The 11,527-nt window shown below is 58.0% G+C and carries 14 protein-coding genes; 6 read left to right on the plus strand and 8 right to left on the minus strand.

The window, feature by feature from the left end:
• Together BLQ98_RS14510 and BLQ98_RS14515 are read left to right on the plus strand one after the other, a co-directional pair.
• The coding region (locus tag BLQ98_RS14510; protein WP_141135343.1) for an integrase core domain-containing protein at nt 1-233 on the plus strand (233 nt) is incomplete at its 5' end.
• Nucleotides 234-653: 420 nt separating this feature from the next.
• Nucleotides 654-947: a hypothetical protein gene (locus BLQ98_RS14515; protein WP_007120638.1), complete on the plus strand. Its 294-nt coding sequence runs from the start codon at nt 654-656 to the stop codon at nt 945-947.
• Nucleotides 948-975: 28 nt separating this feature from the next.
• On the opposite strand, the gene BLQ98_RS14520 is transcribed toward BLQ98_RS14515, so the two are convergent.
• The 7 genes from BLQ98_RS14520 to BLQ98_RS14550 all read right to left on the minus strand — a co-directional run bounded on the left by BLQ98_RS14520 (nt 976) and on the right by BLQ98_RS14550 (nt 6,918).
• On the minus strand, nt 976-1,392 hold the full coding sequence (locus tag BLQ98_RS14520; protein WP_237273231.1) for a hypothetical protein: 417 nt from the start codon (nt 1,390-1,392) through the stop codon (nt 976-978).
• The gene (locus BLQ98_RS14525; RefSeq protein WP_093734051.1) at nt 1,385-1,654 is read right to left on the minus strand and encodes a type II toxin-antitoxin system prevent-host-death family antitoxin; all 270 of its coding nucleotides are present in this window, start codon (nt 1,652-1,654) and stop codon (nt 1,385-1,387) included. Before BLQ98_RS14525 ends, BLQ98_RS14520 begins: the two co-directional genes overlap by 8 nt.
• A gap of 100 nt (nt 1,655-1,754) precedes the next feature.
• Nucleotides 1,755-2,138: a hypothetical protein gene (locus BLQ98_RS14530; RefSeq protein WP_007120635.1), complete on the minus strand. Its 384-nt coding sequence runs from the start codon at nt 2,136-2,138 to the stop codon at nt 1,755-1,757.
• Between the two features lie 153 nt (nt 2,139-2,291).
• Nucleotides 2,292-3,341 carry a helix-turn-helix domain-containing protein gene (locus tag BLQ98_RS14535; RefSeq protein WP_093734024.1) on the minus strand — a complete coding sequence of 350 codons (1,050 nt, stop codon included), beginning with the start codon at nt 3,339-3,341 and terminating at the stop codon, nt 2,292-2,294.
• A 155-nt stretch (nt 3,342-3,496) separates the two neighbouring features.
• Nucleotides 3,497-4,567, minus strand: a complete 1,071-nt coding sequence (gene repB, locus BLQ98_RS14540) for a plasmid partitioning protein RepB (protein ID WP_007120632.1) — start codon at nt 4,565-4,567, stop codon at nt 3,497-3,499.
• Nucleotides 4,567-5,754 carry a plasmid partitioning protein RepA gene (gene repA, locus BLQ98_RS14545; RefSeq protein WP_037930882.1) on the minus strand — a complete coding sequence of 396 codons (1,188 nt, stop codon included), beginning with the start codon at nt 5,752-5,754 and terminating at the stop codon, nt 4,567-4,569. The genes repB and repA overlap by 1 nt, the downstream gene beginning before the upstream one ends.
• Before the next feature lie 282 nt (nt 5,755-6,036).
• The gene (locus BLQ98_RS14550) at nt 6,037-6,918 is read right to left on the minus strand and encodes a recombinase family protein (protein WP_093734025.1); all 882 of its coding nucleotides are present in this window, start codon (nt 6,916-6,918) and stop codon (nt 6,037-6,039) included.
• Between the two features lie 226 nt (nt 6,919-7,144).
• Between BLQ98_RS14550 and BLQ98_RS14555 the strand changes: the two genes are divergently transcribed.
• The 3 genes from BLQ98_RS14555 to BLQ98_RS14565 all read left to right on the plus strand — a co-directional run bounded on the left by BLQ98_RS14555 (nt 7,145) and on the right by BLQ98_RS14565 (nt 9,392).
• On the plus strand, nt 7,145-8,212 hold the full coding sequence (locus tag BLQ98_RS14555; RefSeq protein ID WP_007803223.1) for a helix-turn-helix domain-containing protein: 1,068 nt from the start codon (nt 7,145-7,147) through the stop codon (nt 8,210-8,212).
• Nucleotides 8,213-8,361: 149 nt separating this feature from the next.
• Nucleotides 8,362-8,826, plus strand: coding sequence for an excisionase family DNA-binding protein (locus tag BLQ98_RS14560; RefSeq protein ID WP_007803221.1), 465 nt, complete (start codon nt 8,362-8,364; stop codon nt 8,824-8,826).
• The gene (locus BLQ98_RS14565; protein WP_007803220.1) at nt 8,823-9,392 is read left to right on the plus strand and encodes a PIN domain-containing protein; all 570 of its coding nucleotides are present in this window, start codon (nt 8,823-8,825) and stop codon (nt 9,390-9,392) included. Before BLQ98_RS14560 ends, BLQ98_RS14565 begins: the two co-directional genes overlap by 4 nt.
• Nucleotides 9,393-9,450: 58 nt before the next feature.
• On the opposite strand, the gene BLQ98_RS14570 is transcribed toward BLQ98_RS14565, so the two are convergent.
• Nucleotides 9,451-10,293, minus strand: coding sequence for a hypothetical protein (locus BLQ98_RS14570; RefSeq protein ID WP_007803218.1), 843 nt, complete (start codon nt 10,291-10,293; stop codon nt 9,451-9,453).
• A 251-nt stretch (nt 10,294-10,544) separates the two neighbouring features.
• On the opposite strand from BLQ98_RS14570, the gene BLQ98_RS14575 reads away from it, so the two are divergent.
• Entirely contained in the window at nt 10,545-11,477 is a 933-nt protein-coding gene (locus tag BLQ98_RS14575; protein ID WP_007803217.1) for an IS5-like element ISRhba5 family transposase, read from the plus strand.
• The last annotated feature ends 50 nt before the right edge of the window (nt 11,478-11,527 follow it).

Here is an 11,527-nt window from a genome sequence, read left to right on the forward strand (position 1 = left end):
TCGGCGATTCCTATGATAATGCCCTCGCTGAATGCGTCATTGGCCTGTTCAAAACAGAGGTCATCAACCAGATCGGTCCATGGAAATCGAGGCGCGAAGTCGAATGGGAAGCGCTGAAATGGGTCGATTGGTATAACAACCGTCGGCTATTCGGTCCCATCGGATACATCACACCCGCAGAAGCAGAGGAGGTATTCTATGCAAATCTAAACACACTCGATAAAGTAGCCTGACGTTGAACAAAGCACCCTCCGGTAAAATCGGGGCGGTTCACACCTGTTTGCATGGGAATGCCCTTAATCAGGAAAGACAGACCGGAACCCGGCCCGGACCCATCTGAGGGACCCCAAAGGCCCTCATCCGTCAGTCACAAAACCCGAAGGACACTTTCACTCTTTAGGGATCTGATGCCGGAGATTGTTAAATGCGAAGCTCATGAGAACGCAGGATCCTGCACTTTCCGGCATCAGACCCCGATGAGGAACAGGATCAAGCCGGTTCAACCCTCTTTCGGGCACCCTCTCTCCGACACCCTCAGGCCTGACCCTCTCCGGCCCTCCTCTTCCTCTCAAACCCCATGATTTCCGGAGGTGGCTTGTATTTGTTCCCGTTATGTTCTTTTTTAAGAACCGAGCTAAGAAGGGAAATCCCCGATGGAAAGCACTACTTACGCCCTGCCCGCGACGCCAAAGCAGATTGCCTATGCGCGGTTGCTGGCCCTGCGCAACCAGACGCTTCTGCCGTGGGAGGTTCAGCAAGATCGGCGCTCCTTGAGTGCCTGGATCGACGCACAAGCCAAGTTGAACCCGGGCGCGCAGGACAGCCGCCCGACATCGAAGCAGGTCGCCTTCGCCGAGCGTCTCGCCCGGATCAAACGCCGCGCCGTCCCGGATGAGTGTTTCCGCGACAAGGGGCTGATGTCAAAATGGATCGATGGGAACAAATGAAGCTGGGTAGCCCCTGCGGTGATTGAGACTACTTCAGCCGATCAACAATCGATGCCCCGCCCGACCTGGCAAGCGCGATCAGGCTGGACTGGATTTTGAATGTGAAGACGGAACTGAACGCGCCGATGGGCGTGCGGTCCTCCCAGACATAGGACCGCTCCAGAATATCGGTGTTGATCTTGTCCAGCATGACCCATTTGCGGACATGGGTCTCCAACCCCACACGCTGCGACTCGATCTGTGGCACCTCGATGCACTTGCGCGAGGGCAAGGGCGGTTGCGTCGTGATCGGCAGGATGAACACCACGGTCTCGCTATCGGACTTGGCGACAGTGACGGCGATACAGACAGGCCGTGTCTTGCGGCCCTCGGTCTCGCCCGCCATCTGCTCGCGTTTCCATAGGAACGGGTAGCGGAAAACCTCTCCCGCACTCGGCTTAGTCATCCGCCCGCGTCAAGTCCCGCTCGAGCCCTTCAATCATCAGCGCCTTGAGATCCTCGGGCATCTCGTCAACCATATGAGTCTGTTGCGTGGCCCCCCGCGCGAGCTGCTGGTACTGGTCCATGCTCATCAGCACGAATTTCGGCTTGCGATGCTTGGTGATCGCAATCGGCGACCGAATGGCCGCGTCAAACAGGTCACTTGTGTGCCGCGTCAGGTCGGCCGCCTTGAACTCGGGAAGCTCATGCATGATCTGGGTCTCCATTCGTGCAGAATATACGTACATTCTGGATATTCTGCAAGAGATGGGTTGAGCCTTCCCATGTGTCATCCGAACCGCCGCACGGTCCAGTGTAGGCGTACTCTTAGGCGGTGTTGCCGTCTTCAACGGACTCGTCCGAGGTCAGGTGGTCGTAGCCGCGAGAGACTGCCAGCGCGCCGTAGCGGTCAAACATGACGAAGGCCCCTGCCCGCCCGATGTCTGTCGGATTGAAGGCTAACGGCCGGATCTCGATCTTTTGGATCTCTGCTTCCAACACGCCAAGCTGAGTATCAATCTCGGGGGGTTCATCTTGTCTAGCGTACTCTTCTTCCAAGGCCTGATACTCGGAGAGTAGTTTGGTATGGGTCGCTTGTTCATCCGTCACCAGCCAATCGAGCAGCATTGTATCACCCTCGGCGTTATAAGCATTAACACAGACAAACACGACGGTAAGGTTGGCCACTTGGGCCGAGGCGTCTGTGAACATCTAGCAAACCTAGAATGGCTTCTTGTTCCATGATAAGCTACAACATTCCAGACTTGCACCTGACGCGGGTGATCTGAAGTGTGCCGCAATTGTCTCTTGATCTTCGATGGCTATGCAGACTCACCAGCCGGTCGAGTTTATGTGGCAAGAGCATCAGTTTCCTTGCCTCATCATAGCATCAAGGTAGGCGTTGTTGTTTTTCACCTGTCCTAAGCTGGCTCTCAAAATTAATTCGTTGAGTGCAATAAGGAGCTGCCCTGGACCTCGTTCTCTAAGGTGTTTCATGATCCTGCCCTGTTCTATTCTTAGCAATCTTCCGACATCGGCCAATATTTCGAGAACTGATTGATGATCTCTTGGTTCATGCGGGAAGAAGTCCGATATGTTTTTCAGGTCCGTCCATGCCATAATTGTTGGATCTCGGCGTTCCTGAAAACCAGAGGTGCAGTGTGCATCTGCTCTATCTTTTTTTATATTCAATCTTGTGGGTTCTACGTGCCGGACATTTTGTCCGTCGTCGCCGGACATTTGGTCGGGCATTGTTTCCTGAGCGTCATGGTTTCCGGCCGGAAACTCTCTGATGGTCGCTCCGACCAACTCTGCCAGCCTCTTGATAAGCTCTATGATTTCGTCGGCTTTGAGAGTTGCACGGCGTAGGATGTTTCGTACGTTCTGGAGAAATGAGACAGTCTCAACATCCTTTGCTTGGCGCAAAGCCTCGACACGAAGGGCCACTGCCTCCGCCTTGAGTGACCGTAGCTTTTCCTGATCGCCCACAAGCTGTTCTGCGTGTTCGGTGAACTCTCTTTCCCGATCATACATTGGCTGCAGATCGAAGCCAAAGGCATCTCTGATCAATCCACCGTAGCGAAGAGGGAACCGTTTGCGGGTTGCGCTATCCCTGCGCTGGATCAGCCCGGCATCCACGAGGTGTCCGATACACCGTCGAATCGTTCTCTCGTTCAGGCCGTTCGTTCTCTCAGACAATGATGCGTTTGAGGGAAAGACGATAGTCATTGGAGCTGTTTGTCCGGCCTTCTTCGGCATGAAGCTGATCAAGGCCTGCAGTGTTACCAGGTCATTTGGTGTCAGACCGAGTTCTTTGCGAATCGCTCGGATTGGCTCGATTACCCTGTACGGGTTCGTACCGGGTATAGTAGATCGTTCCGCCAAGGCGGGTGTGTGAGAAAATACCTGTCTCATGATGATTTCGGCTGAAAAAGCTTCCCCGTTCACCGCGAACGGTGTTGAAAACGATTCGGCTTCGGGGTATCAATCAGGTGTCTAAGCTAATCGAGGCCCTTCGGAAGCACTGCTTTCGGGGGGTCTTTCCTTTTCTGGCCTGTCCTCCTTTCTGCTCAGTTTTTGTTATCGTCTATGTCAGGACCATCAAGATCCTGATCCCTGCCGGAGACTGGGTTACCTATGGGTTCCATTTTCTCTGGGGTAATGATCTGCCCTGGACCAGCGGCCTTCGCGTTCGCCAACGCTAGAAGAGCGGCCTCTGGATTCTCAGAGATCCACTTGTGAAGCCCGTCATTTCCGTTCTTGACGGTGATGATCACATTTCTTTTGGTGACCTTCACCATCCCGAGTTTTGTCTTGATTGCCGATGGGGCAGGGGGCTTGTGCTGTTTTAGGAGCCCTTCGAAGATCGCAAAGCGTTCGTCGGAGGTCTTGCCTGAACCTCTGGATTCCATGAGAGCATCATGGAATTCTCGGTTTCCGGCCGGAAACCCTTCATCTCCAGAGAAGCCAAGGCTCTCATAAGCCTTTGCGGCAGCATACCAACGATCCCGTCCAACCCCGGGTGCCGCCCCGATCTTTTGGATGAGTTCAGTCGGAATACAGGAAGTGACTTGTTTCATGCGAGCAAGTCCCGTGAGCTTGTCACCGGCTTTCCTGGCTTTCTGATCGATGTTGAGGGCGTCACAGACCAGTCCCTCATCCTTGCCGGACTCTATGAGAGAACGTGCAAACAGGGCTTTCTCGATCCAGCTGAGGTCTTTTCGGAAGCTGTTCTCTTGGCCTTGTGCAAGAATCGCTTGATCCTCATCCAAGCCTCTGATGAGAGCCTTTGCGGGCTTGCCGATAAGTCGAAGGGCGGCTAATCGCCTGCGCCCATAGATGATCCTGTACCGCCCCCCTTCGGGGCTCAGAAGTATCGGGATAAGCTGTCCCTGCTTGTCAATGCTTTCAGCCAGTTCCCTGATGTCATCTTCGTCATCCAGGGCCAGACGATCCTGGAACTCGGAATCATCAATAAGGTCGGTACTGATTTCTTGAATTGAAGATTGTGCCGCATCCTGAAGAGAACGGGCCATTCCCGAAAGGGCAGGGGCTCGTGACTGGGTTCGAGTCGGAGAAATCGACGAGCTCTGCTGCTTTTCTTCATCCTCGGGAATGTCGAATGTGACTTTGCGGGCCATTACTTACGCCCCCATGCCGTTTTGATGAGCCCTTCGACCTCCGCCACAACCCCGTTGATGGACTCGATAGCCCGATCGTACGTCTGGCGATGAAAATCCGTTCTGGCGATCTCGAACAGTGTCTGTTGCGTGAGTCCAGCGTCAGAGACTGCGGAGGATTTCAGGAAAGGCTGAGTAAGAACGTCATCCGTGAACATGGTCCGCAGGAATGCCGCCATCTGAGTTTGGGGGCCGTCATTGGGCTCGAAACGAGTGATTAGAAATCTCATGAAGTCCCAGTCGGGCGATGCGCCCACATCAGCAATTGTTGCCATGAGGCTGGATGTGAGCTGCAGGAATTGGGCCATCGAGGCGACGTCAAGCATGCTTGGAATGACAGTGACGACTAGGGACGTCGACGCTACCAAAGCCGATAGTGTGGTAAACCCGAGTTGCGGTGGGCAGTCGATGACGACAATGTCGTAGTCTGTCTCGACTTCATTAATGCAAAGAGCAAGCCGCTGATAGAACGGCGGCCTGATATTGTTTCGAAGCGCGTGTGCGGTTTCGGTCTCGAACTCAGAGAGCAACAAGCCGGCCGCGGCTAGATCGAGGTTGTGGAAATACGTTTTGCGCACAACGTCTCTAAATGGGATAGGGTCCTCATACCGGAGGGCATCGTACACCGTTCCGGCCTCAGGGAAGTCGATTTCCGGCCGGAAACCGAACATGGTGGTCATTGAGGCTTGTGGGTCGAGATCGATTGCCAGAACTCGATAACCATCAAGGGCAAGCTTTTGGGCCAGATGGATCGCCGTTGTCGTCTTCCCGGCCCCCCCTTTGAAGTTGGCGATCGAAATGATCTGGATATGCTCCCCATCCCGACGACGAGGAACGATATGCTGGAACTTGGTGCTTGACCGGGCTATTTCGTGGCGCGCTATATCGATTTGCTCTGCAGTGTAGAACCTGCGGCCGCGGGCGTCTGTCTCGATATCACCGAGATCGAGCTTGTCCTCGAAAAACATCTTCCGCAAAAAATCTTGGCTTACCCCGAGGATCTGGGCAACTTCCGTGGATGAGAAGCGTCTGAGAGCCTTTCGTTCATCAGGTAGAAACGACTTGCGCATATTCACATCAAGCGATTTGCTTAGACGTGTCGCCATCGTTTGGATCTTTTGATCCATTCTGATCCGCTGCTCGTTCATGCCCGTCCCGCCGCCCGTCTTCCGGGTCTATCTTGAGAAGGAACGCAAAACCGCCGGAAACTGATGGTTAGCGTTCTTCCGCAAAAATGTCAGGAAAGCGTTTGACAGGCAAGGATTTTTTCAAATGGTGGGCCGGTATCCGGTGAAATCATTTATTTACAATGACTTATCTTATTTTGCGGATCCAGCGCGTCAAGTGCTTGTGTCGCTGCCATCTCTTAAACGCAAGATGTACTCGATTCACATAGGCGGTTTTGCTTCCAAAGAACGAATCTGAGTCTCTTAAATCATTCCCAGACTCTCGGCTCGCTCCAACAGCATCTTGACCGATGAGGGCTGCCATCTCGTTCGGCCACGGGGCGTGCGTTCGCGCATAGCTTCCAGCCGTTCACAGATCGCTCGAAGCGTGATGTCAGGATCTGCGCCCTTGATGCCAGCAATAATGGCGGGCAGGCGGTCGTCGGTTTCGCGGCGCCCGGCGCGGGCCAGAACCTCGGCAGGCAGGAAGCCGTCGCGGACATATGCCTTCACAGCGCGCAAGAGACGGCTTTGGGTCCAGCTACGCGCCTCGGGCAAGGGGCCGTTGATGATGCGCAACACGTCTTCCCAGGCCAAGTCGGGGCGCAACCGGCGCACATGGGGCACCCAGTCTTGTGCCGTCTCGTTCAGGCGCTCCATGTAGCCGTCCTGTCTTGCCAGCCTTACCTTACGAAGAACGGCAGGGTCTTTGGCGCGCAGCCCAGGGTTCCCGCCCACGCGGCCCTTTGTGCGCGCGCTGGCGAGGCCGGCCTTGGTACGTTCCCGGATCAGGGCGCGTTCGAACTCGGCCGCGGCCCCCAGCACTTGCAACGTGAACTTGCCCTGCGGGGATCCGGTGTCGATGGGGTCGTGAATGGAACGAAAGAACGCGCCCCTGGCCTCCAGCCGCTCGATCACCTCCAGCAGATGCGACAGGGATCGCGCAAGGCGGTCGATCCGCACGACCACCAGCGTGTCGCCCTTGCCGATGCGCTCCAACACCCGCGCCAGCACCGGCCGCGCACGATTGCCGCCCGAGGCCTGTTCTTCATGGATCTCGGCGCAGCCCACGGATTTCAGGGCCTGCGTCTGGGGCAGGGGGGTCTGATCCTCGGTCGAGACCCGAGCGTAACCTATCAGGGGCATCAAAACAGTCTTTTTGCAGTTTTATGTATCGCTAATAAACGACCGTTTGTAAATGAATGCAAGGGCGCGCTCTGTGGCGCTGTTCATCAGAAAGCCCTTGGTTTCCATACGCAGAGCGCGATCAGGGAGGTCTCGCGGACCATCGCGCGCGCGTGCTATGTAAGGTGTACAAACGCACTCTGATAAAACCCTTGGGTAAAGCTCAAAATAGCTGTATTTTGCGCATATGAGGCCTGGAACCCCCGCATTGTATGATGAATCCGACGCGCTCGGCATTTATGCTGAGGAGGTCGAACAGGCGTCTGAGGACGACCTGTGGTTTCTGCCCGGTCCGATGGACGACGAGCCGGACTATTTGCCGCCGGGACCACGGGCCGAACCGCGTGAAACCGAGGTCCTCGACGAATGGCGGAAGGCAGAGGGCGGGCAGGCCGCGCGTCTTGCCCGTGTGGCCGGTCGCGTCGGCGCGCTGGACGACCGGTTGAAGCGCGGACCGGAAGGATGGCGGCATCGGCTTGCGCTGATGGAGGCCGCAGATTTGAGCTGGCACACCGGTGACCGCATCAGCCAAGACCGGCTGGCGCTCTGGATCTCGCTGCGCCTGTCCGGTGTCCAGGACGACACGGCGGCGCTGGCGCGAGTCGGATGGGCGATTCGGCGACTGACGGGTGGACCGGGACCGGAGCAGGACCTTTCCGCCTTCCTCGACCGTCGCGACCCCGAGAACATCAGTGATGAGACCGAGCCGTTCGTGGATCGCGCGAGCGGTTGGCTGGATCTGATGGGGCAGGCCACGGACCTGCACCCGATCACTCGCGCTTGCGCGGGCTTTCACCTCTGGCGCCTCGCGGGGCTCGGGCAGCACGACGACCGTATGGAAGCGGCTGTCGCAGCTGCGCGGATCGCGGCCAGCGATGGAAGAGGCGCAGTCTTCACGCCTCTGGCCATGGGCGGGGCAGGGGGACTACGAGCCGGTGGTTCACCGTTCGAACGTCTGGAACGCTGGCTATACGGGATGGAAGCCGCGTGCCTGACCGCGGTGCGGCACCTTGACGATATCGAGGCATGGTCGGCGCGGGCGGAAGCCGAAATGACATTGCTCTCGGGCAGGACGCCGCCGGCCTTGCGCGCAGTGCTGACCGAATGGCCGCTCGTCTCTGCGCCAATGGCCCAGGCCCTGACGAGTGCCAGTCGCGCCGCTGTTCAGCGCAACCTTGCATGGATGCAAGAGCGGGGTCTGATCCGCGAGGTGACAGGACAGGGGCGGTTCAGGATGTGGAAGGCGACAAACTGAAGGTTAGCGTGGGTCTCACCCGCTCACTCGACAGCAGCGATAACCGCGAGCACGCGGCAGGGCGCGCAGAAACTCACCAACACTTAATGCATTTGTTGCACTTATTTCATATATGGTGGTAGAGAACAGAAACCGGAGAGGAGACCACCATGAACATGCTGGCACACCGACATCTTCCGCCCACGCCGCAGGACGCAGCGATTGCGCGCGTCTCTGGCCAGGCATTGTCACGCTTCGCCCAGGCGCGCGCGCCGTTGAAACTTCGTGTGACGGACTCCGAGCAGATGGAGCCGATCGAGCTTCCTGCGGGCGCCGTATCGCTGCTCATGGAGATCCTCGAGGCGATGGCAGCGGGGCGGGGGGTCACCATCATCCCCGAGAACGCCGAACTCTCGACCGTACAGGCCGCTGAGGTTCTGAACGTCTCGCGTCCGTTCCTGATCAAGCTGCTCGAGGATGGTGCCATACCGCATCGGAAGGTCGGCAAGCATCGCCGCGTCCGCATGGAAGACGTGATGTCCTACAAGGCCGCGATCGATACCGAGCGTGAAGCTGCGCTCGATCAACTGGCCGCCGACGCTCAAGAGCAGGACATGGGCTACCGCTCGAAATGAGCCAGTACACGGTCCTGTTCGATGCGAACGTCCTTTATCCCGCGCCGATGCGCGATGCACTGATGCAGTTGGCGGTCACAGACCTTTTCAAGGCCAAGTGGACGGCCGATATCCATCGGGAGTGGATTGATGCGCTTCTGCGCAATGAACCTCATCGGGAGCGCGCCGCGCTGGAACGAACTCGCGACTTGATGGACAGGGCCACACGCGACTGTCTGGTCACCGGCTACGAGGCATTGGTGCCGGCCCTAACACTGCCGGACCCTGACGATCGGCACGTTCTGGCGGCGGCAATCGTTGGGCGCTGTGACGCGATCGTCACGCAGAACCTGAAGGACTTCCCACCAGCGGCACTTGCGCCCTTTGGCATCGAGACCCAACACCCTGACGACTTTTTCCGGAACCAACTGTCTCTCGCGCCCGGTCTGGTCTGTTCCGCGCTGCGGAAAGTTCGCGCGCGCCTCAAGAATCCGCTCAAAAGCGTCGACGAGTATCTCGCGATCCTGACACAGCAGGGGTTGGTCGCCACGGTTGCCGACCTGGAGCAATTCGCCGACCTGCTTTGATCCCAGAACTGCCCTGACTGAATACGTTCTGGCCAGAGTTGTGGCACCCGATCCATCATCACCGCGAGATTTCGCCCGCCAGGACTGCACGCCCGTGGACTGCAAGCGTAGCAGTGAACCTCGGGCAACCGAACTGCCGGATCACGGCGACAATGCGCGCATCGTACGCCGCTTGCCCTATGACGCGACACAGGTCTGACGCGTGAAACTGGCGGTTCGAGCTTGGCGCAGCCTTGATCTGTTCGTGCAGCTCGCGCTCTCGTGGCTCTTGAACCGGCTGTGGTGCGGGGAGAGCCGGTGGGCGCGTCGCTTCTCCAAGCGAGGTGCGCCACCGGCGCATGAAGCCGAGCAGGAAACCGGCCGGAACCTTGCTGTTCCCACGGGCCCGGTTGAAGGCAAGGAAGCGTTCCCAGATCACTTGCGTATCGACGTTCCAGCAGGGTAGGGCGCTCTTCGCGGCCTTGATCAGCTCGGCCCAGCATGTTCGGAACACGTTCGAGCAACCGTCAATGTTGATCTGTCCTGTGAATATAGTTTTGTTAGATTCTTCTCTAGATAGTGATGTGTCGTCTCCGTCTGACACGAGATCGTGGGTCTGTTCGCCGTCGTCAAAGGCCGCGAAGCGGAAGAGCCAGGGGGCGAACTTGCCGTTCGACTTCTCGCGCTCAAGCTTCAGTTCAGAAGTTTCAAGCTCACTCAGCAGAACGCTCAGGTACTGGCGCGAGACGCCCATCTTCGCTGCCAGAGAGGACAGGGTGAAGGCAGCCGTGCCGCGGGGCAGGCCGTTATACCCGTCCTTCCACGCAATTCCGTCGAGGATGAGCGTGGCCAGTTTGTGCGCCGAAACAGAGAGGTCTGTCTGCGTGATCCGCCTTAGGATCAGGCCAGTCGTTGGTTCCATGGTCGTATCTCCTGAGAGAGACGATGCCATGTCGAGAGCAAACAACATTCTTGCCAGCAAAAACACTTTGCTGGTTGCAGGGGTTCGGACACTGCGCTAGAAGAACCGTGTTCAGGGGTTTTTTTCTAGCGCGGCGTCAGGCTTCTCGGTCTGGCGTCGTTTCCCTTTTTTTGGGTGATGCACTGGGCGTTGTTGCAGAACTCAGTCGGTGAAGGATTCACATCGGGAATCCATGCGGTTAGACGATCTGCATGAGCAAGCCCAAGCCCGCCCGCTACCGCACGACGAACTGGTCCAGCTACAACGATGCGCTCAGGAAGCGCGGATCGCTGCTGATCTGGCTGGACAAGGAGATGACCTGGCACGCGCCGCATGAGGGACGCCCAGGGCGCCCGCCGGTCTTTTCGAATGCCGCGATCCAGTTTTGCCTGTCGCTCAAGGTTCTGTTCAAGCTACCGCTCAGGCAGACAGCCGGAATGGTCGCGAGCCTCCTGCGCCTGGCAGGGCTAGACTGGCCCGTTCCGGACTACTCGACGCTGTGCCGCAGACAGAAGACCCTCAAGGTGCAGATCCCCTATCGCCGTGCCGAAGGGCCGCTGAATCTTCTGGTGGACAGCACCGGCATCAAGTTTCTTGGCGACGGCGAATGGCAGGCCCGCAAGCATGGCGTTCAGGGCCGCCGCCAATGGCGCAAGGTGCATCTGGCGATGGATATCGCCACCTCGGATATCCGGGCCGTCGAGTTCACCCCTAGCCGGGAAGGCGACAGCCCAGTCCTGCCGGACCTGTTGGGCCAGATCCCCGAGGACGAGGACATCGGCACCGTGACCGCGGATGGTGCCTACGATACCCGCCGCTGCCACGGCGCCGTCATCGCACGCGGTGGCACGGCAATCATACCGACCCGAAGGAACGGTCGAGCTTGGAAAGAGGACTGCCCGGCTGCCAAGGCGCGCAACGAAACCCTGCGCGCCACGCGTCACTACGGTCGGGCATTCTGGAAGCGGTGGACCGGATACCACGCCCGTAGCCGAGTGGAGGCCAAGATGCGATGCCTGAAGGCCTTCGGTGAGCGCATCGCCGCGCGGGATCCAGATCGCCAAACCGCCGAAATCCACATCCGGGTCGCCCTTGTCAATCGCTTCAACGCGCTCGGCACCGCCCACGTCGTCCGCGTGGCATGAAACTGAATGGGAAAGGGGCACTCACAACTCAGGCCGACTTTCTGCAACAA

This window comes from Sulfitobacter litoralis (assembly GCF_900103185.1).
Classification (GTDB): Bacteria; Pseudomonadota; Alphaproteobacteria; order Rhodobacterales; family Rhodobacteraceae; genus Sulfitobacter; species Sulfitobacter litoralis.